Here is a 20,386-nt window from a genome sequence, read left to right on the forward strand (position 1 = left end):
GGCGGTGGTTCCTGTACTGGACGTCCGTGCGCCACTTTTCCCTGCAAATCTGCATGATCGCCACGCGATCAACTGCGCATCCTGCTATGACTCCACCAGCGCCATCGCCTCCTCTACGTCCACCGCCACCAGCCTTGAACAACCCGGTTCGTGCATGGTGACACCCATCAACTGGTCAGCCATTTCCATGGCGATCTTGTTATGAGTGATGTAGATGAACTGCACCGTCTGCGACATCTCTTTGACCAACCGGGCGTAGCGCCCCACGTTGGCGTCGTCCAACGGCGCATCGACTTCGTCGAGCATGCAGAACGGCGCCGGGTTGAGTTTAAAGATGGCAAAAACCAGCGCCAGCGCGGTCAGGGCTTTCTCACCCCCGGACAGCAAATGGATCGTGCTGTTTTTCTTGCCGGGAGGACGCGCCATGATCGTCACCCCTGTATCGAGTAAATCTTCGCCCGTCAGTTCCAAGTAAGCGCTGCCGCCACCGAAAACTTTTGGAAAAAGTGCCTGAATTCCGCTGTTTATCTGATCAAAGGTCTCTTTGAAACGGTTGCGGGTTTCCTTGTCGATTTTGCGAATCACGCTTTCCAGCGTGTCCAGCGCTTCGACCAGATCGGCGTCCTGGGCGTCCAGATAGCGTTTGCGTTCGGACTGCTGCTGATACTCGTCGATGGCGGCAAGGTTGATGGCACCCAGACGCTGAATCCGCGCGGCGATGCGTTCGAGCTCTTCTTCGGCGGCCTTCTCGTTGGCGTCGGCGGTCAGGGTCGCCAGCACGCCATCCAGGTCGTAGCCGTCTTCGTGCAGTTGCTCCTGAAGCGCCTTGCGCCTCACGGTCAGGGTCTGCCATTCCAGGCGCTGTTGCTCCAGTTGCCCACGCAACAGCGCCGATTGCTGCTCGGCCTGGTTGCGACGTTTCTCGGCTTCCCGCAGTTCGCGGTCGGCGTCTTCCAGGGCGTTCTTGGCGGTTCGCATCTCCTCGTCGACCACCATGCGCTTTTCCAGCAGCTCTTCGAGCTTCATGCGCAGTTCTTCCAGCGGCGCGGCGCCCTCCTCCAGATTCAGGCTCAGTTGCTCGCGCTTCTCGGTCAGGCGCTCGGACTGCATCTCCAGACGCTCCAGGGCCTGACGGGTGGAATCATGCTGCGCGCGCAGCGAACCCAGGCGCACAGCCAGCTGGTTGGCGTGATCCTTATGCTGGCGGGCTTCCTGACGCACCCGGTCCAGGCGCTCGCGCAGGCTGTCGCGCTGGGCCAGCAGCAGCTCGCGCTGTTCGGTGTCCAGCGCCATGCTGTCGAGGGCGTCCTGCAGTTGCAGGCGGGATTCGCCGAGGGTTTCCTGCTCCATGGCCCGCTGTTCGGCGAGCTCGGTCAATTCTTCATCGAGCCGCGTGCGGCGCAGGGTCAGTTGCTCGACCTTGGCTTTGGCAGCGGACAACTGCGCCTTGAGCTCGCTCTGCTGACGGGCTTCGTCCTGCAAGCGACGGCGCAATTGCTCGCGGTTGTCTTCCTGGGTGCGTTGCTGCTCGCGCTGAGTTAGCAACTGTTCTTCCAGCGCAGCCAGGCTCGCCTCACGTTCGTCGCGCTCGGCTTCAAGGCGCTGCAATTCCTGACCCCGCGCCAGCACGCCGCTTTCGGCTTCGCTGGCGCGGCGCACGCGGAGAAAATCCCGACCGACCCAATAGCCGTCGCGGCTGATCAGGCTCTCGCCGGCGCCCAGTTGCCCGCGAAGCGCCAAGGCATCGTCGAGGGTTTCCACGGGTTTGACCTGGCCCAGCCAGTGGGTGAGATCGACCTGAGTGTCGACTTTGTCCAGCAAACTGCCAGGGATGCGCGTGACATCAGCGCCGGGACTCACCAGGCGCAGGTCGCCCTGACTGAATCCGGCCAGATCGAGATCGGCGAAATCATCCACCAGCACCGCATTCAGGTCGGCGCCCAGCACGGTTTCCACGGCCATTTCCCAGCCCGCCTCGACCCGCAGCCCTTCGGCCAGACGCGGACGCTCACTGAGTTGATGATCGCGCAGCCATTCGGCGGTGCCGGTGCCGGGATCGAGCGCCGCCTGTTGCAAGGCTTCCAGCGAAGCGAGGCGACCGTTCAAGCGTTGCAGATCGCCCTGGGCCTGTTGCTGCGCCTGGGTGGCCTGTTGTAGATCAATGCGCAGTTGCTCAAGGCGCTCGATCAGGTGTTCTTCTTCAGCGGTCAATTCTTCGAAAGCCATTTCCCGCGCGGCGAGGTCTTCGCTGAGTTCGAGAATCGCGGCGTCTTCGGGGTCAGCCGCGAGCAATTGGCGCTCTTCACCCAAACGCCGCTGACGCTCGGCCAGGCGCTCCAGGCTGGTTTCCAGCTGCTGAATGCGCGACTGCTGCACTTCCGCCTGCCGCCGGGGTTCGGCGGACGTGAGATTGAAAGCGTCCCACTGCTCCTGCCAGCCGTGCATGGCGGTCTCGGCGTCTTCCAGCGCGGCGGCGGACTCTTCGGCGGCGGCGAGGGTGATTTCCTGCTCCGGCTCGAGCATTTCCAGCTCTTCGCTAAGGGTCGCCAGCAGTGTGCGGTCGTGGCCCAGGTGGGATTCGGTTTCCAGGCGCGCGCGCTCGGCTTCGCGCAGGTCGTCCTGCAACTGACGCAAGCGTTGCTGACCGTGCTGGATGCTCTGCTCGACCCGGGCAATGTCGCCGCCCACGGAATAGAAGCGCCCCTGCACGAGATTGAATCGCTCGGACAGGTCGTGATGGCCGTCGCGCAGGCGCTCGATGGCCGCGTCGGCGCTGCGCTGGTCGGCGACCAATGACTCGAAGCCGACCTCCTGATTGCCGATCACCGATTCGCGCTGGGCCACTTGCTCGTTCAGCGCCTGCCAGCGCAACGCCGACAGTTGTGCCTTGAGCTGACGCTCTTCGGCTTTGTATTCCTGATACTTCTCGGCCGCCTGGGCCTGACGCTGCAGGCGCTCCAGCTGACGACCCAGTTCTTCGCGCAAATCGGTCAGGCGCGCGAGGTTTTCGTGGGTGCGGCGAATGCGGTTTTCGGTGTCGCGGCGGCGCTCCTTGTACTTGGAGATGCCGGCGGCTTCCTCGATGAAGTTGCGCAGGTCTTCGGGCTTGGCTTCGATCAGCTTGGAGATCATGCCCTGCTCGATGATCGAGTAGCTGCGCGGACCCAGGCCGGTGCCGAGGAAGATGTCGGTGATGTCGCGGCGACGGCATTTGGTGCCGTTGAGGTAGTAGCTGTTCTGGCTGTCGCGGGTGACTTTGCGGCGAATGGAGATTTCCGCGTAGCTGGCGTATTCGCCCACCAGGGTGCCGTCGGAGTTATCGAAAACCAGCTCGATGCTCGCTTGGCTCACCGGCTTGCGGCTGGTGGAGCCGTTGAAGATGACATCGGTCATCGACTCGCCGCGCAGGTTCTTGGCCGAGCTTTCGCCCATGACCCAGCGCACCGCGTCGATGATGTTGGATTTGCCGCATCCATTGGGACCGACCACGGCCGCCATGTTGCTGGGGAAGTTCACCGTCGTCGGGTCGACGAACGATTTGAACCCGGCCAGCCTGATGCACTTGAGGCGCATGAATCAGCTGGCCGCCAGGGCAGACAAAACCGATTGGCAGCTGCGCTCGGCGTAGCAGGTCAGCACGTCGCGGATGCGCGCCAGATCCCGCGCTACCACCGCTTCGAGCAACTGGCCGAACAGGGTCAGGTATTCGCTCATTTCCGCCTCGCGTTGATCCAGGGCGAGGAAATAGAAGCGGCTCATGGAGGGCTGCAGGTTCTCGACGGTCTCTTCCAGGTACGGGTTGTTGGCGAACGGATAGGCCGCGCGCATCACGTTGAAGCTCTCTTCGACGAAGCCTTTCACGTCCTGGCGCTCGCAACTGGCCATGAGCCGCTGCTGAATCTGCTGGAACGGCGCCAGATCGACCGGCTCCTTCCAGCTGCGCGCCACGGCCAGACCGAGCAGGATGTACATCTCGCTCATCAAGGCGCAGAGGCTGGTGATGTTGTGCGGGGTCAGGACCGACACCTGCGCGCCACGACGGGGCAGGATCACGATCAGGTGGCGGCGCTCGAGGATCAACAACGCCTCGCGCACCGAGCCCCGGCTCACGTTCAGCGCGGCCGTGACCTTCTGCTCCTGAATCCGCTCCCCTGGCTTGAGCTCGCCGCGGATGATGCGCTCGGCAAGGTGGTGAGCGATCTGCTCGGCGAGGCTGTCAGGTGCCTTGAACGTCATTTCTTACCTTCAACTTCTTGGGTCGCAAACAAGCGGCGGAGTGTATCGCACTGCAGGTCTGTGGCGCAGGGCCATACTGTGGAAACTGGCACGAATTAAGCAGAAACACGGATATGTTCTGCCCACGCGCACCCAGTCTTTAAACATCATGTTCACCTGAGTTATCGGCCATATTTCGAAATAATGAATTTCTTGACCTTTGAGTCAGAATTTAATTGACCCGATAGTCAGAGCTGATAGATTCATCGACATGTTCGATGACCCCTCCGCCGGCAGCTGTGACCAGTGCTTTTAAATGACAAGAACGAGGCGCGACCCGTGATCCAGTTTCTCCTGAACCAAGAGCTGAAAACCGAACAGGCTCTGGACCCCAATGTGACGGTGCTCAACTATCTGCGCGAGCATCTGCACAAGTCTGGCACCAAAGAAGGCTGCGCCAGCGGCGATTGCGGCGCGTGCACCGTGGTTGTGGGTGAGCTGACCACCGACGCGGCGGGCCGGGAGCAACTGAGTTATCGCAGCCTCAATTCCTGTCTGACCTTCGTGGCCTCGCTGCACGGCAAGCAACTGATCAGCGTTGAAGACCTCAAGCATCAGGGCCGCTTGCACAGCGTTCAGCAGGCGATGGTCGACTGCCACGGCTCCCAGTGCGGCTTCTGCACGCCGGGCTTTGTCATGTCGCTGTTCGCGCTGCAAAAGAACAGCGCCGAATCCGCCTCGCCCGACACCAGGCACGCCCAGGCCCACGAAGCCTTGGCCGGAAACCTATGCCGTTGCACCGGCTATCGACCGATCCTCGCGGCGGCCGAGCAAAGCTGCAGCCAACCGCAGCCTGACCAGTTCGATGCCCTGAAAGCGCAGACCATCGCCCGCCTCAAGGCCATTGCGCCGGCGCAAACCGGCGAGCTGAACAGCGGTGACAAGCGCTGCCTGGTACCGCTGACCGTCGCCGATCTGGCGGATCTCTACAACGCCTATCCTCAGGCGCGATTGCTGGCCGGCGGCACTGATCTGGCCCTCGAAGTGACGCAATTCCATCGCCCGCTGCCGGTGATGATCTACGTCGGCAACGTCGCCGCGATGAAAAAGATCGAACACTTCGAAGACCGCATCGAGATCGGCGCGGCCACGGCGCTCACCGATTGCTACGAAGCACTGAGCCGCGAGTACCCGGACTTCGGCGAATTGCTGCACCGTTTTGCATCGCTGCAGATCCGCAATCAGGGCACCCTCGGCGGCAACATCGGCAACGCTTCGCCGATTGGCGACTCGCCGCCCCTGCTCATCGCCTTGGGCGCGAAGATCGTGCTGCGCAAAGGCGAGCAGACCCGCACCCTGGCGCTGGAGGATTACTTCATTGATTACCGCGTGACGGTGCGTCAGGAAAGCGAGTTCATCGAGCGCATCATCGTGCCCCGCGCCAACGCCCGGCAGACGTTTCGCGCGTACAAGGTTTCCAAGCGGCTGGACGACGACATCTCGGCGGTGTGCGCAGCGTTCCGCGTGCAGGTCGAGAACGGTGCCATCGTCGACGCCCGCGCGGCCTTCGGCGGCATGGCGGCGATCCCCAAACGCGCCGCCCATTGCGAACAGGCGCTGATCGGCCAGCCATGGACGTCGGCCACCATCGAGCGTGCCTGCGCCGCACTGGCCGAGGATTTCACGCCGCTGACGGATTTCCGCGCGAGCAAGGAATACCGCCTGCTCAGCGCACAGAACCTGCTGCGCAAATACTTCATTGAAGTGCAAACGCCCCACATCCAGACGCGGGTGACAGCTTATGTCTAACCATCATTCAGCCAAGTCCCAGGAAGAAATGGTCGCCCTGTTTCAACAGGACCTGACCACCGGCGTGGGCCGCAGCGTCAAGCACGACAGCGCCGACAAGCACGTCTCCGGCGAAGCGATCTACATCGACGACCGCCTCGAATTCCCCAATCAGCTGCACGTGTATGCGCGGCTGTCCGACCGTGCCCACGCGCGCATCGTCCGCGTCGACGTGTCGCCCTGCTACGCCTTCGACGGCGTGCGCATCGCCATCACCCATGAAGACATTCCCGGCCTCAAGGACATCGGCCCGCTGCTGCCCGGCGACCCGTTGCTGGCCATCGACACGGTCGAGTTCGTCGGTCAGCCGGTGATTGCCGTGGCCGCCCGGGATCTGGAAACCGCACGCAAGGCGGCCATGGCCGCGATCATCGAATACGAAGACTTGGAGCCGGTGCTCGACGTCGTCCAGGCCTACCGCAACAAGCACTTCGTGCTCGACAGCCACACCCACCAGCGCGGTGATTCGTCGACGGCGCTGGCGTCCGCCACCCACCGGATTCAGGGCACGCTGCACATCGGCGGTCAGGAGCACTTCTACCTGGAGACGCAGATTTCGTCGGTGATGCCCACGGAAGACGGCGGCATGATCGTCTATTGCTCGACGCAGAACCCGACCGAGGTGCAAAAGCTCGTCGCCGAAGTGCTGGACGTGCCGATGAATAAGATCGTCGTCGACATGCGCCGTATGGGCGGCGGCTTCGGCGGCAAGGAAACCCAGGCCGCGAGCCCCGCGTGCCTGTGCGCGGTGGTTGCGCGTCTGACCGGTCAGCCGACCAAGATGCGCCTGCCCCGCGTGGAAGACATGATGATGACCGGCAAGCGGCACCCGTTTTACGTCGAGTACGACGTGGGGTTCGACGACGACGGACGCTTGCACGGGATTCAGCTTGAACTGGCGGGCAACTGCGGTTATTCGCCGGACCTGTCGGCGTCCATCGTCGACCGCGCGATGTTTCACGCCGACAATTCGTATTACCTGGGCGACGCCACGATCAATGGCCATCGCTGCAAGACCAACACCGCGTCAAACACGGCCTACCGGGGCTTCGGCGGCCCCCAGGGGATGGTCGCCATCGAGGAAGTGATGGACGTCATCGCCCGGCATCTGGGCAAGGATCCGCTGGCGGTGCGCAAGTCCAACTATTACGGCAAGACCGAGCGCAACGTCACCCATTACTACCAGACGGTCGAGCACAACATGCTCGAGGAAATGACCGCCGACCTGGAAGAAAGCAGTGACTACGTCGAGCGACGCAAAGCGATCACGGCCTACAACGCCCACAGCCCGATTCTGAAGAAAGGCCTGGCCCTGATTCCGGTGAAGTTCGGCATTTCCTTCACTGCCAGCTTTCTCAACCAGGCCGGCGCGCTGATCCACATTTACACCGACGGCAGCATTCACCTCAATCACGGCGGCACCGAGATGGGCCAGGGTCTGAACGTCAAGGTGGCGCAGGTGGTGGCCGAGGTGTTTCAGGTCGACATCGACCGTGTGCAGATCACCGCGACGAATACCGACAAGGTGCCGAACACGTCGCCGACGGCCGCCTCCAGCGGCGCTGACTTGAACGGCAAGGCGGCGCAGAACGCTGCGGAAATCCTCAAGCAGCGGCTGGTGGAATTCGCAGCCAGGCATTATCAGTGCGATGAGTCGCGGGTCGAGTTTCGCAACGGTCATGTGCGCGTCGGCGAGCAGGTCATCAGCTTCGACACGCTGGCCCAGCAGGCGTGGATGGGCCAGGTGTCGCTGTCGAGCACGGGCTATTACAAGACGCCGAAGATCTTCTACGACCGCAGCCAGGCGCGCGGCCGGCCCTTCTATTACTTTGCCTTCGGCGCGGCCTGCACCGAGGTGCTGGTCGACACCCTGACCGGCGAATACAAAATGCTGCGCACGGACATTCTTCACGACGTCGGCGCCTCGCTGAACCCGGCCATCGACATCGGCCAGGTCGAGGGCGGCTACATTCAAGGGATGGGCTGGCTGACCACCGAGGAACTGGTCTGGAACGACAAGGGCAAGCTGATGACCAATGGCCCGGCCGGCTACAAGATTCCGGCCGTGGCCGACATGCCGGCGGACCTGCGGGTGAAGCTGGTGGAAAACCGCAAGAACCCCGAAGACACGGTGTTCCATTCCAAAGCCGTGGGCGAGCCGCCATTCATGCTGGGCATCGCCGCGTGGTGCGCGATCAAGGACGCGGTGGCGAGCCTGGGCGATTACCGGCATCAACCGAAGATCGACGCGCCGGCGACCCCGGAACGGGTGTTGTGGGGGTGTGAGCAGATGCGGGCGTTGCGGGCTGCGGCGCCGGAAGCGGAAGGTGTCGCCCATGAGCTGGCGGGTTCGCAAGTTTGAACAGTGGTGGCTTGAGCCAACGCCTTCGCGAGCAAGGTGGAGCGCCACCCCGGTCGTTCCTACAGTCCAAATGCGAGCCTGTAGGAGTGAGCTTGCTCGCGATGAGGCCAGCACGGGCAATGACGATGTTTGATCTGCCAACCCGCCGATCAGGAGAAATCACATGAATAACTGGATCAGCGCCCTCGCCGATTTGCAGCAGCAGGGCGAGGCCTGCGTGCTGGTGACCATCATCGAGGAGCGGGGCTCGACGCCGCGCAATGCCGGCTCGAAAATGGTCGTCAGCGCCGGGCGGATCTTCGACACCATCGGCGGCGGTCACCTGGAATACAAGGCCATGGAAATCGCCCGGGAGATGCTCGCCAGCGGTAGCCAGCACACCCGCCTGGAGCGCTTCAGCCTTGGCGCCAGCCTGGGTCAGTGCTGCGGCGGCGTTAACGTGTTGCTTTTCGAACCCATGGGCCAGCCCCAGGCGCACATTGCCGTTTTCGGCGCCGGCCACGTCGGTCGGGCGCTGGTGCCGCTGCTGGCCAGCCTGCCCTGCCGCGTGCGCTGGATCGATTCCCGCGAGGCCGAATTTCCCGCGCACCTGCCAGAAGGCGTGACGCAGATCCTCTGCGAGGACGTCACCGAAGAAGTGGATAACCTCCCCGCTGGCAGCTATTGCATCGTCATGACCCACAATCATCAGCTGGACCTGGAACTCGCCGCTGCGATTCTCAAGCGTGGCGACTTCAGCTATTTCGGCCTGATCGGCTCGAAAACCAAGCGCGTGAAGTTCGAGCATCGCCTGCGGGATCGCGGCTTCGATGCTGCGGTGCTGCAGCGGATGCGGTGCCCGATGGGCCTGACCGAGGTCAAAGGCAAGCTGCCCATGGAAATCGCCGTGTCCATCGCCGGCGAAGTGATCGCCACCTACAACGCTCATTTCGGCGAGCAAAGCACCACCGCCGAACCTGTCGCCAAGCTGCTGCCGGTGTCCCGCCGCAGCCAGGCCCAATGAATCCCGGAAGAACGATCAACTGACATGACCCCTGACATCCGCACCGCCCAGAAAGCCTACCGCGCCGCCATCATTCACAGCATCGCCGACCCTGCCGACGTAGCGGTGGAAGCGTCGTACGAATATTTCGAAGACGGCCTGATGGTGGTCGACAACGGCAAGATCATCGCCCTCGGCAATGCCGAAGACCTGTTGAAGACCTTCGCCGACGACGTCGAAATCGTCAGCTATCAGGACGCGCTGATCACCGCCGGTTTCATCGACACCCATATCCATTTGCCGCAGACCGGCATGGTCGGGTCCTACGGCGAGCAGTTACTCGACTGGCTGAACACCTACGTCTTTCCCTGCGAGAAGCAGTTCGAAGACCCTGAGCATTCGGCGCAGGTGGCTGACATCTTTCTCAAGGAACTGCTGCGCAACGGCACCACCACGGCACTGGTGTTCGGCAGTCGTCACAAGGAGTCGGTGGAGGCGCTGTTCAGTGCCGCCGAGAAGCTCAATCTGCGCCTGATTGCCGGCAAGGTGATGATGGACCGCAACGCGCCGGATTATCTGGTGGACACCGCTGAATCCAGCTACGTCGACAGCAAGGCGCTGATCGAGCGCTGGCATGGCAAGGGCCGTCTGCATTACGCCGTCACCCCGCGCTTCGCCCCGACCAGCACGCCCGAGCAATTGACCCTGGCCGGCCAGTTGCTGACCGAATACCCCGACCTGTACATGCAGACCCACATCAGTGAAAACCTGAAGGAAGTCGAGTGGGTCAAGGCGCTGTTCCCGGAGCGCAAGAACTACCTGGACGTGTACGACCATTTCAACCTGCTCGGCGAGCGATCGATGTTCGCCCATGGCGTGCACCTGTGCGACCAAGAGTGTGAGCGCCTGGCAGAAACCGGGTCAGCCATTGCCTTCTGCCCGACCTCCAACCTGTTCCTCGGCAGTGGGCTGTTCAACTTGCCGATGGCGGAAAAGCACAAGGTCAATGTAGGACTCGGAACGGATGTCGGCGCCGGGACGAGTTTCTCGCTGCTGCACACGTTGAACGAGGCGTACAAAGTCATGCAGCTGCAAGGCGCCAAACTGAGCCCGTTCAAATCGCTGTACCTGGCGACACTGGGCGGCGCACGGGCACTGCGGCTCGAAGACAAGATCGGCAATCTGCAGCCAGGCAGCGAAGCGGACTTCGTGGTACTGGACTACAACGCCACACCGCTGCTGGCCTACCGCATGAGTCAGGCGACCAGCATTGAAGAGCGGTTGTTCGTGTTGATGACCCTGGGGGATGACCGGACCGTGAGCGAAACGTATTCGGCGGGGGAATTGGTGCATAAGCGTTGAGGCGCTGCTGCACGCTCTGCGTTCGCCGCAAGAGATGCGGCGAACTGGCGGGGTTAGACGGCGGTGCTGCGCCCTGCTTTTTTCTTCGGCAGCATCAGGTGGGAGAACACGGCGTGGAGGTCGTCGGAGGCACTGTCTTCGTCGAGGTTGAGCTTGCTGTCGATGTGATCCATGTGGTGCATCATCAGGTTCACCGCCAGGGTCGCGTCGCGGGCTTCGATGGCGTCAATCAGTTGGGTGTGTTCATCGTATGAGCAGTGCGAGCGGTTGCCGCTTTCGTACTGCGCGATGATCAGCGAGGTCTGCGAGACCAGACTGCGCTGGAAGCTGATGAGCGGAGCGTTTTTCGCCGCTTCCGCCAGCTTCAGATGGAATTCCCCCGACAGACGAATGCCTGCTCCGCGATCCCCTTTGGAAAAACTGTCGCGCTCGTCGCTGACCATCTGGCGCAGCTCGCTGAGCTGTTCCGCGGTGGCGTGCTCGACCGCCAGTTCCGTGATCGCCTTCTCCACCAGACGCCGGGCAAAGAACACCTGTCGTGCCTCATCGACGCTCGGGCTGGCCACCACCGCCCCACGGTTAGGGCGCAACAACACCACCCCCTCGTGGGCCAGACGCGAGAGTGCGCGACGAATGATGGTGCGGCTGACGCCGAAGATTTCACCCAGGGCTTCTTCACTCAGTTTGGTGCCGGGCGCCAGGCGCTGTTCGAGAATCGCCTCGAAAATGTGCGCGTAGACGATGTCGTCCTGGGTGCCGGTACGGCCGGATTTGGCCGTGCGTGAGTGTTTCTTGAGGGGTTGCAGCTGATCGTTCATGGGCACTCGTGGTAACAGAATCCGGCGCGGGGCCTTGCCGTGATCAGGGCGGGTACGACCACTGTTGGGGCAACCAATAGCAGATATCCCGGCAAAGTCACAGTAGAAGTAATGGCGCATTGTACACAGCCGGCAACGTCTGCACAGGCCCCGAAACGACGGGGCGTTATGCACACAATCCTCCAGATATCCCGAACAATATCGAAAACATTATTTGCATTATTTGTATACAAAAGCATAATTCTCTCGTGCACGTTTCTGACCTTTCAGTCAACAAATCGGCCTGACAGGTCCACTCGCCTCCCGGAGCCCGCAACCGGCTTTGTCATAACAACAAAAACGTCCCGAGGATTTCACTGTGGAAAGTCGCAAAACCGAAGCCACGCCGCTGGATCTCACGCTGCCGCGCAAAGGCCTGCTTGAACGCCTCTTCAAACTGAGCCTGCACGGCACGACCGTCCGGACCGAGCTGCTGGCGGGGCTCACGACCTTCATCACCATGGCCTACATCATCTTCGTCAACCCCAACATCATGGCCGACGCCGGCATCGATCATGGCGCGGCGTTCGTCGCGACCTGCATCGCCGCGGCGCTGGGCTGCCTGCTGATGGGGCTGTACGCCAACTGGCCGGTGGGCCTGGCGCCGGGGATGGGCCTGAACGCGTTCTTCACCTACACCGTGGTCGGCACCATGGGTTACAGCTGGGAAACGGCCTTGGGCGCGGTGTTCGTCTCGGGCGTGATCTTCATGTTCCTGACGCTGTCGCGGATCCGCGAATGGCTGCTTAATAGCATCCCGGTCAGCCTGCGTTACGCCATGGGCGCGGGGGTCGGGCTGTTTCTCGGGCTGATCGGCCTGAAGACCGCCGGCATCGTGGTCGACAGCCCGGCGACGCTGATCAAGCTCGGCTCGTTGCGCGAACCCGGTCCGCTGCTCGCCGCCATCTGCTTTCTGATGATCGCCGTGCTCAGTTATCACCGGGTCTTCGGCGCGATCCTCATCAGCATCATCACGGTGACGCTGGCCGGCTGGGGCCTGGGGCTGGTGCATTACAACGGCATCTTCTCCACCCCGCCGAGCCTTGCGCCGACCTGGATGGCCATGGACCTGGCGGGCGTGTTCAACGTCAGCATGATCAGCGTAGTGCTGGCGTTTCTGTTCGTGCACATGTTCGACACGGCCGGCACGCTCATGGGTGTGGCACAGCGCGCCGGTCTGGTGCGCGAAGACGGTCGCATCGAGAACCTCTCGCGGGCCTTGAAGGCAGACAGCGCCTCCAGCGTGTTCGGCGCAATGGTCGGTGTGCCGCCAGTGACCAGCTACGTGGAGAGCGCCTCGGGCGTGGCGGCCGGGGGGCGGACGGGGCTGACCGCCGTGACCGTGGGCGTGCTGTTCGTGGCGGCGATGTTCTTCGCCCCGCTGGCTGGCATGATTCCCGCCTACGCGACGGCAGGGGCATTGATTTACGTGGCGATGCTGATGATGGGCGGCATGGCGCACATCGACTGGGACGAAGCCACCAACAGCATCCCCGCGATCGTCACGGCGATCATGATGCCCCTGACGTTCTCAGTCGCCGACGGCATCGCGCTGGGCTTCATCACTTACGTAGTGCTCAAGGCCGGCACCGGCAAACACAGGGAGATTTCGGTCAGCCTGTGGGCGCTGTGCGCGATCTTCATCGCCAAGTTTGTGTTTCTGTAAATCAATAGCCGGCGGCGGCGCCATTGCCACGCGGGTCGAAAGCGCCTTCAAAACTGCCATTGACCAGCCGCACCGCAGCCCCGGCATGCCCCATGGTTTCAGTGAAGGCCGCAAGCAACTCGACCTCGTGGCCACGGCGCTTGAGTTCATCGACAACGGACGCCGGGAAACGCGACTCCAGTTTCAGGGTGTCCGACGTATCACCCCAGGTCCGCCCCAGTAACCAGCGCGGCGCCGTCACCGCCTGCTGCAATGGCTGACCAAACACCGCGTAGCGGCTGAACACCGCCGCCTGCGTCTGCGGCTGACCGTCTCCACCCATGGTGCCGTAGACCATGGCGCGGCCATCCTTCAAGCGGGCCGCCGCAGGGTTGAGCGTGTGGAAAGGCTTCTTGCCCGGCTTCAAGACCAACAGGTGCTCAGGATCGAGACTGAACGAGGCGCCGCGGTTCTGCCAGTTCAGGCCTGAGCCCTGCAACACCACGCCGCTGCCGAATTCGTGGTAAATGCTCTGAATGAACGAAACCGCCAGCCCGTCGTTGTCGATCACCCCCATCCAGATCGTGTCGCCCGGCCCCTTGCCTTCACCCCACGGCGCGGCTTGCTGCGGATCAATGCGCGCGGCCAGCGCTTGCAGATTGTCCGGCGCCAGGCAGCTCTGTGGGTCGATAGTCATGTGCTCGGGGTCCGTTATGTGACCATCGCGCAGCGCGAATGCGAGCTTGGTCGCCTCCACCAGGGTATGAATATGGTCTGCCTCGTCCGCGGCATGTGAGGCCAAACCTGCGTGATCGGAAATCCCCAGGATCAGCTGCGAAACCAGCCCCTGGCTAGGGGGCGTCAGGTTGTAAACCGTGCCTGCGCTGTGGGTCAGCTCAAGGGGGCGCACACGCCTGGCCCGGTAGCCGGCCAGATCGGCGCGGGTCACCGGCGCGCCCAGCGCTTCCAGATCATGGGCAATGGAATCGGCAAGCGCCCCGCGATAGAAACTGTCGAGACCGTCGTCGGCCAATGATTGCAGCGTGTCCGCCAGACGCGGTTGCCGGAACAGACTGCCAGCTTGCGGTGCTGCGCCGTTCGGCAAAAATGTCTCTGCAAAACCCGGCACATGCTGCAGCTCAGCCTGCTTGGCAGAAGTGGCGACGTGTTGCGAGACGGTGGTGGGGATTCCAGACCGTGCATAGTGGATCGCGTCTTCGAGCAGGCGCGGCAAAGGAGTATGGCCACCCCGTTGCGCCGAAACTGCCAAGGCCTCCTGCCAGCCGCCTACGGTTCCCGCCACCGTCAGCGCCGCATCGACGCCACGGGTCGGGATCTTGCTCATGCCTTCGTAGCGGCTCAGGGTGGCCAGACTGCCAGCCGGACCGCTGGCGTCAATCGCCACCGGCTCGCCCTGAGCAGGCATGATGAGCCAAAAACCGTCGCCGCCCAGGCTGTTCATGTGTGGGTACACAACGGCGATCGTGGCGGCTGCCGCGACCATGGCCTCGATCGCGTTACCGCCCTCGCGCAATACTGCCAGCGCCGATTGTGCAGCGAGGCTGTGAGGCGCAACGGCAATGCCCCGAGCGGCCAGTGTGGTGTTCAACATGCGCAGATTCCTTGTTGTAAAAATTACAGAGCGTGTGCGGCAAGCCAGTTCATACGCATGCGTTTGAGCACGAAGAAGGCCAGCAGAGCGGTGACGATGTCAAAGCTGATGGCCACTGCGAATACCGGGTACCAGCTACTTGTGTACTGGTGCAGCAGCGCTGCAACCGGACCGCCAAACACCGCGCCAATCCCCTGCGCCATGTACAGAAAACCGTAGTTGGTGGTGGCGTGGCGGGTGCCGAAGGTATCGGTCAGGGTCGAAGGAAACAGCGAGAAGATTTCGCCCCAGCCCAAGAACACGACACCCGACAACAGCACGAACAGGACCGGATTATTAATGGTCAGCAACCACAGCGTCATGGCTACACCTTCAAACAGGAACGCGAACGCCATGGTGTTTTCACGGCCGAAACGGTCGGAAATCCAGCCGAACAATGGCCGGGTCAGGCCATTGCAGACCCGGTCGATGGTCAGGGCCAGTGGCAAGGCCGCCATGCCCATCACCATGACGGTGGTCATGCCGAAATCCTTGGCGAAGCTGGCCATCTGTGAGGTCACCATCAGACCGGACGTGGACATCATGGTGAACATGGCGAACATCAGCCAGAAGACTGGCGTCTTGAGCATCTCGCGGGGCGCGACATCAGAAACGGTCTGGGGCGTTTGCGCCACCGCCGCATCACGCAACAGTGCCGGTGGTTGACGCAAAAACCGCGACGCGGCAAGCCCAACCACCCCCAGCACCAGGCCGAACGTCATCATGGTCTGTTCCATGCCAGCACTTTGCAGACTGTTGCTGATAGGAAACGTGGTGAGCATTGCGCCCATTCCATAGCCTGCGGCCACAGCGCCTGCCGCAAAACCGCGACGGTCCGGGAACCAGCGCACCATCAGACCGACAATTCCCACGTAGACAATCCCGGTACCCAGGCCACCCACCACGCCATAACTCAAGTACAGCATGCTCAGAGAAGAAGCCTGACTGGCCAGCACCCAACTAAGGCCGGACAACGTGCAACCCAGACCGACCAGCAGGCGAATGCCAAAACGATCGACCAGATAGCCCTGCACGGGGGAAAAGAATGTCTGCAAAATAATCAACAGGGAAAAGGTGATTTGCACTTGCGCCAGCGAAACACCAAGTTTATTGGTCAGCGGGCCGGTAAACAGCGTCCAGACATATTGCGGACTGGAAATCGCCATCATGCACACAACACCGATGAAAAGTTGATACCAACGGGCGGTCGCAACAGGCGTACGTGCGCCTTCAATAATGTATTGATCACTGCTCATGGCATTAGGCTCGAAGTTGGGTTTATCGAGTCAAAGCAAAGAGCAAACGGCATGCCAGCTACTTAAATCGCTTCAACTTATCTGCCTATTAAAAACCAAACTTACGCCGGTCAAAACCTTTCGTCCGCGCCTCCGCCTTCCGGCTATTTATCCGAAATTCAATGTATATATAAGTCCAACTAAACAATGAGTGGAAAAGAACGTACGCGCCAAGCGCAGGCTTGTCTATCGCTAAAGGGACGGCGTATATCGCCTAACGGACACGCGCAAAATTCGAGGTCAGCTTATCGCCCGACGTCGGTGCAGCGACGCACGCCGCGCACCAGGCTGACCCGATTTACAACGGCGGCAACGGTATTGCCGAGTATGAGAAGAGCGGTCCGAACCCGGCCGCCCTCTTCATTCATAGCGCGCCGGGAATAGATCCAGCCGCCTTTGCGAGCGCGAACCTCACGCCCGCTCGAATACGATCTCTTGAGCCCCTTCCCATAACGTCTTCACGCCCAGGGCGCGCAAGTTTTCCTTGCCTTGCACGATGGTCAGAAAGTGATTGCCCGCCAGTTGCCCCATTTTGCTGGCAAAGCAGCAAGAGCCGTACGCCACGAGAATCTCGGTTTCGCTATAGGGGCCGGGGTAGAAAAGAATGTCACCCACGGAAGGATGGCTGGTGTGATTCTCGAAGCCGATGGGCTCCTCGCCCTTCAGAAGTTGATACTCACCCAATGGCACCCAGCATCCCTCGCCACTCCAACGCACGTGAATCAGCTTCTGACGATAAGGCAGCAATGCGAGAAACGCCGAGACAGTTTCCGGGGCATCGGGGTGAGTTTCGGCGAGAAACTGATACCCGCCTGCGGTGATTTTAAGAGTGGTCATGCAGCATTGTCTCCTCAATAGGCATGGCGATGATCCGAGGGGTGGCGCCCCTAGCTCCCGCGATAGGTCGAATAACTATAAGGCGAGATCAGCAGTGGCACGTGATAGTGGTCCTGCGCCGCATCAATGCCGAAGCGCAGCACGACCACATCAAGAAACGCGGGGTCGGGCAGTTGAACGCCTTTGGCGCGGTAGTAATCACCTGCGTGGAATTGCAACTGGTAGACGCCTGAACGGTAATCATCGCCCTGCAACAATGGCGCGTCGCATCGACCGTCGGCGTTAGTGACGGCGTCGGCGACTTTCTCCAGCCGTTCGCCTTCAACCCGGTAAAGCACGATGTGAATGGAGCTGCCGGGGCAGCCGTGAGCGGCGTCCAATACGTGTGTGGTCAGTCGTCCCATGCTTGTCGGGGCCTCGCTTGAGAAGTGGAAAATCAGGCACGCGCACCAATTGAGGGCTCGGCGGGTGCGGGGAATGAACGATTAAGACACTTTGAGCTTAAATTGTACACAATAGATATCGTTCCATAGCCCGTTTTGCTTGTCGCGTCTGGATAACCCGTATTTCAGAGCCGAGTCAGGAAATTATTAGGGTTTTTGTAAAGATCCTGACCAATAAGGCAGGTTTCTTGCAGCACCAGCCTTCGCAAGAAAAGAAAAAACAGGCTTACAAAAAACGGACGAGGTTGTATACAATCTTTTCACCGCAACGGCAGTCCACTGCATCGTTCCTGCAATGTCAGACTGCCAACAGCAACAGACAACACGCACAGAAGGAATCTCGCAGTGAGCGCCGACTACCCACGCGACCTGATCGGTTACGGCAGTAAACCGCCCCATCCCCACTGGCCAGGCAACGCCCGTATCGCGCTGTCGTTCGTGCTCAATTACGAGGAAGGCGGCGAGCGCAACATTCTGCATGGCGACAAGGAATCCGAGGCGTTCCTCTCTGAGATGGTCGCCGCGCAACCGCTGCAGGGCCAGCGCAACATGAGCATGGAATCGCTTTACGAATACGGCAGCCGCGCCGGCGTGTGGCGCGTGCTCAAGCTGTTCAGGCAATTCGACATCCCGCTGACCATTTTCGCGGTGGCCATGGCCGCCCAGCGTCACCCGGACGTGATCCGCGCCATGGTCGACGCCGGCCATGAGATCTGCAGCCACGGCTATCGCTGGATCGACTATCAGAACATGGACGAGGCCCAGGAACGCGAGCACATGCTCGAAGCCATCCGCATCCTCACCGAACTCACCGGCGAGCGTCCGCTGGGGTGGTACACCGGGCGCACCGGACCGAACACCCGGCGGCTGGTGATGGAAGAAGGCGGTTTTCTCTACGACTGCGACACCTACGACGACGACCTGCCCTACTGGGAGCCGAACAGCCCCACCGGCAAGCCGCATCTGGTGATCCCCTACACCCTCGACACCAACGACATGCGCTTCACCCAAGTGCAGGGTTTCAACAAGGGCGATGACTTCTTCGATTACCTGAAAGACGCCTTCGACGTGCTCTACGCCGAAGGGGCCGAGGCGCCGAAAATGCTCTCGATCGGCTTGCACTGCCGCTTGATTGGCCGCCCGGCCCGGCTGGCCGCGCTGCAGCGTTTTCTTGAGTACGTCAAAGGCCACGAACAGGTCTGGTTCGCCCGTCGCGTGGAGATCGCGCGGCACTGGCACCAGGTTCACCCCTTCAACGGAGCTGCCAAATGAGCCGTTTTCAGACCCTGACGCCCTCTTCCTTCAGCCGCGAAGCCTTCGTCCAGACCTTCGCCGACATCTACGAACACTCGCCTTGGGTCGCCGAACAGGCCTATGACCGGGGCCATCTGCACGAACTCGATGATATCGAGACGCTGCATGCACGCATGAGCGACATCCTGTTGAGCGCCGATCACGCCGCGCAACTGGCGTTGATCAACGCCCACCCGGACCTTGCCGGCAAAGCCGCCGTGCAAGGCCAACTGACCGAAGCCAGCACCTCTGAACAGGCTGGCGCCGGTATCCACCAATGCACGGCCGAAGAGTTTCAGCGCTTCACCGAGCTGAACGACGCCTACAAGGCGACGTTTGCGTTCCCCTTCATCATGGCGGTGAAAGGCAGCAACCGGCATCAGATCCTCGAGGCCTTCGAGACGCGCATTCACAACACGGCAGACGCCGAGTTTGCCTGCGCCCTCGCCGAGATCAACAAGATCGCGATGTTCCGCCTGCAAGCCCTCTGACCGACCGTTCCCACGCCCCTTATCAAAGGCAGACAAAAAGAATGAAAGCTTACGCCGCACCCTTCGAGAAGTTCGTCAACCTGGCCGATGCGCGCCTGGGGACGAAGATCCTGTCCGTCACCGATGACTGGTTCGCCGACGCCAACCGCCTGTTCCAGCCGACCCCTGCGGTCTGGAAAGAAGGCGTGTTCGACGACAACGGCAAGTGGATGGACGGCTGGGAGTCGCGCCGCAAGCGCTTCGAAGGTTACGACAGTGCAGTGATCCGTCTGGGCGTCGCCGGTTCGATCAAGGGCGTGGACATCGACACCTCGTTCTTCACCGGTAACTACCCGCCCTCGGCCTCCCTGGAAGCGTGCTTCCTGGCGTCGGGCGAGCCGGACGAGCACACCGTGTGGACCGAAGTGCTGCCGGCCGTGGAGCTCAAGGGCGACAGCCACCACTACCACGAGATCGCGGACGCCAAGGCCTACAGCCACTTGCGTTTCAATATCTACCCGGACGGCGGCGTGGCGCGTCTGCGGGTGTACGGCGTGCCTCACCGGGACTGGTCGGCAGTGGGCGACAACGAGCAGATCGACCTGGTCGCGGCGCTGAATGGCGGCCGTGCACTGGCCTGCTCCGACGAGCATTTCGGGCGCATGAACAACATCCTCAACCCGGGACGTGGCGTGAACATGGGCGACGGCTGGGAAACCGCACGTCGCCGCACCCCCGGCAATGACTGGGTGATCGTGGCGCTGGGGCATGCCGGTGAGGTCGAGCAGATCGTCGTCGACACCCTGCACTTCAAGGGCAACTACCCGGACAGCTGCTCGATTCAGGCGGCGTTCGTCAAAGGCGGCACCGACAGCCAGATCGAAACCCAGAGCCTGTTCTGGCGCGAACTGCTGCCGAGCCAGAAGCTGGAAATGCACGCCGAACACACGTTCGTCGAGCAGATCAGGGCGCTGGGACCGATTACCCACATCCGCCTGAACGTGTTCCCGGATGGCGGTGTGAGCCGGTTGCGGGTGTTGGGCAAAGTCGCGAAATAAACGCTTGGCCCCTGATGACTGATGGTTCCCACGCTCCGCGTGGTAACCCCTTTGCGGACGCTCCGCGT

The 20,386-nt window shown here is 61.7% G+C and carries 15 protein-coding genes; 8 read left to right on the forward strand and 7 right to left on the reverse strand.

Going from position 1 to position 20,386, the window contains the following annotated elements:
• Positions 1-84: 84 nt before the first annotated feature.
• Both smc and BBI10_RS12000 read right to left on the reverse strand, forming a co-directional pair.
• Positions 85-3,573: a chromosome segregation protein SMC gene (gene smc / locus BBI10_RS11995; RefSeq protein WP_065988712.1), complete on the reverse strand. Its 3,489-nt coding sequence runs from the start codon at positions 3,571-3,573 to the stop codon at positions 85-87.
• Between the two features lie 3 nt (positions 3,574-3,576).
• The gene (locus BBI10_RS12000) at positions 3,577-4,236 is read right to left on the reverse strand and encodes a GntR family transcriptional regulator (RefSeq protein WP_065988713.1); all 660 of its coding nucleotides are present in this window, start codon (positions 4,234-4,236) and stop codon (positions 3,577-3,579) included.
• Between the two features lie 318 nt (positions 4,237-4,554).
• Here BBI10_RS12000 and xdhA point away from each other — a divergent pair, with 318 nt between their 5' ends.
• The 4 genes from xdhA to guaD all read left to right on the forward strand — a co-directional run bounded on the left by xdhA (position 4,555) and on the right by guaD (position 10,769).
• Positions 4,555-6,024, forward strand: a complete 1,470-nt coding sequence (gene xdhA / locus BBI10_RS12005) for a xanthine dehydrogenase small subunit (protein ID WP_065988714.1) — start codon at positions 4,555-4,557, stop codon at positions 6,022-6,024.
• Positions 6,017-8,425, forward strand: a complete 2,409-nt coding sequence (xdhB, locus tag BBI10_RS12010; RefSeq protein WP_065988715.1) for a xanthine dehydrogenase molybdopterin binding subunit — start codon at positions 6,017-6,019, stop codon at positions 8,423-8,425. Before xdhA ends, xdhB begins: the two co-directional genes overlap by 8 nt.
• Positions 8,426-8,588: 163 nt before the next feature.
• Positions 8,589-9,428: a xanthine dehydrogenase accessory protein XdhC gene (xdhC, locus tag BBI10_RS12015; RefSeq protein WP_065988716.1), complete on the forward strand. Its 840-nt coding sequence runs from the start codon at positions 8,589-8,591 to the stop codon at positions 9,426-9,428.
• A gap of 24 nt (positions 9,429-9,452) precedes the next feature.
• Positions 9,453-10,769 (forward strand): guanine deaminase, encoded by a 1,317-nt coding sequence (gene guaD, locus BBI10_RS12020; protein ID WP_065988717.1) that lies wholly within the window; start codon positions 9,453-9,455, stop codon positions 10,767-10,769.
• A gap of 53 nt (positions 10,770-10,822) precedes the next feature.
• Here guaD and BBI10_RS12025 read toward each other — a convergent pair whose 3' ends face one another.
• A complete protein-coding gene (locus BBI10_RS12025) occupies positions 10,823-11,587 on the reverse strand; it encodes a GntR family transcriptional regulator (protein ID WP_065988718.1) in 765 nt (254 codons plus the stop codon).
• Positions 11,588-11,945: 358 nt separating this feature from the next.
• On the opposite strand from BBI10_RS12025, the gene BBI10_RS12030 reads away from it, so the two are divergent.
• Positions 11,946-13,292, forward strand: a complete 1,347-nt coding sequence (locus tag BBI10_RS12030) for an NCS2 family permease (RefSeq protein ID WP_065988719.1) — start codon at positions 11,946-11,948, stop codon at positions 13,290-13,292.
• A gap of 1 nt (position 13,293) precedes the next feature.
• Here the strand turns inward: BBI10_RS12030 and BBI10_RS12035 are convergent, their stop codons facing one another.
• From BBI10_RS12035 to uraH, 4 genes are all read right to left on the reverse strand, one after another.
• Positions 13,294-14,883, reverse strand: a complete 1,590-nt coding sequence (locus BBI10_RS12035; protein ID WP_065988720.1) for a gamma-glutamyltransferase family protein — start codon at positions 14,881-14,883, stop codon at positions 13,294-13,296.
• Between the two features lie 23 nt (positions 14,884-14,906).
• Positions 14,907-16,178, reverse strand: a complete 1,272-nt coding sequence (oxlT, locus tag BBI10_RS12040; RefSeq protein ID WP_065988721.1) for an oxalate/formate MFS antiporter — start codon at positions 16,176-16,178, stop codon at positions 14,907-14,909.
• Between the two features lie 450 nt (positions 16,179-16,628).
• The gene (locus tag BBI10_RS12045; RefSeq protein ID WP_065988722.1) at positions 16,629-17,054 is read right to left on the reverse strand and encodes a DUF3830 family protein; all 426 of its coding nucleotides are present in this window, start codon (positions 17,052-17,054) and stop codon (positions 16,629-16,631) included.
• A 50-nt stretch (positions 17,055-17,104) separates the two neighbouring features.
• Positions 17,105-17,458, reverse strand: a complete 354-nt coding sequence (gene uraH / locus BBI10_RS12050) for a hydroxyisourate hydrolase (RefSeq protein ID WP_065988723.1) — start codon at positions 17,456-17,458, stop codon at positions 17,105-17,107.
• Between the two features lie 384 nt (positions 17,459-17,842).
• Between uraH and puuE the strand changes: the two genes are divergently transcribed.
• Genes puuE through alc form a run of 3 tightly spaced genes read left to right on the forward strand, consistent with a single transcriptional unit; the run spans position 17,843 to position 20,318 of the window.
• Entirely contained in the window at positions 17,843-18,769 is a 927-nt protein-coding gene (puuE, locus tag BBI10_RS12055; RefSeq protein ID WP_065988724.1) for an allantoinase PuuE, read from the forward strand.
• The gene (gene uraD, locus BBI10_RS12060; RefSeq protein ID WP_065988725.1) at positions 18,766-19,281 is read left to right on the forward strand and encodes a 2-oxo-4-hydroxy-4-carboxy-5-ureidoimidazoline decarboxylase; all 516 of its coding nucleotides are present in this window, start codon (positions 18,766-18,768) and stop codon (positions 19,279-19,281) included. Before puuE ends, uraD begins: the two co-directional genes overlap by 4 nt.
• A gap of 41 nt (positions 19,282-19,322) precedes the next feature.
• Positions 19,323-20,318, forward strand: coding sequence for an allantoicase (alc, locus tag BBI10_RS12065; RefSeq protein ID WP_065988726.1), 996 nt, complete (start codon positions 19,323-19,325; stop codon positions 20,316-20,318).
• Positions 20,319-20,386 lie beyond the last annotated feature (68 nt).

It is taken from the genome of Pseudomonas graminis, from assembly GCF_001705435.1.
Lineage (GTDB): Bacteria > Pseudomonadota > Gammaproteobacteria > Pseudomonadales > Pseudomonadaceae > Aquipseudomonas > Aquipseudomonas graminis_B.

Bases quoted from the DNA above. Each gene is read 5' to 3' on its own strand.
- uraH (WP_065988723.1), bottom strand. From the start codon at position 17,458: ATGGGACGACTGACCACACACGTATTGGACGCCGCTCACGGCTGCCCC.
- BBI10_RS12000 (WP_065988713.1), bottom strand. From the start codon at position 4,236: ATGACGTTCAAGGCACCTGACAGCCTCGCCGAGCAGATCGCTCACCAC.
- xdhC (WP_065988716.1), top strand. From the start codon at position 8,589: ATGAATAACTGGATCAGCGCCCTCGCCGATTTGCAGCAGCAGGGCGAG.
- BBI10_RS12025 (WP_065988718.1), bottom strand. From the start codon at position 11,587: ATGAACGATCAGCTGCAACCCCTCAAGAAACACTCACGCACGGCCAAA.
- oxlT (WP_065988721.1), bottom strand. From the start codon at position 16,178: ATGAGCAGTGATCAATACATTATTGAAGGCGCACGTACGCCTGTTGCG.
- uraD (WP_065988725.1), top strand. From the start codon at position 18,766: ATGAGCCGTTTTCAGACCCTGACGCCCTCTTCCTTCAGCCGCGAAGCC.
- BBI10_RS12035 (WP_065988720.1), bottom strand. From the start codon at position 14,883: ATGTTGAACACCACACTGGCCGCTCGGGGCATTGCCGTTGCGCCTCAC.
- guaD (WP_065988717.1), top strand. From the start codon at position 9,453: ATGACCCCTGACATCCGCACCGCCCAGAAAGCCTACCGCGCCGCCATC.
- alc (WP_065988726.1), top strand. From the start codon at position 19,323: ATGAAAGCTTACGCCGCACCCTTCGAGAAGTTCGTCAACCTGGCCGAT.
- BBI10_RS12045 (WP_065988722.1), bottom strand. From the start codon at position 17,054: ATGACCACTCTTAAAATCACCGCAGGCGGGTATCAGTTTCTCGCCGAA.
- smc (WP_065988712.1), bottom strand. From the start codon at position 3,573: ATGCGCCTCAAGTGCATCAGGCTGGCCGGGTTCAAATCGTTCGTCGAC.
- xdhB (WP_065988715.1), top strand. From the start codon at position 6,017: ATGTCTAACCATCATTCAGCCAAGTCCCAGGAAGAAATGGTCGCCCTG.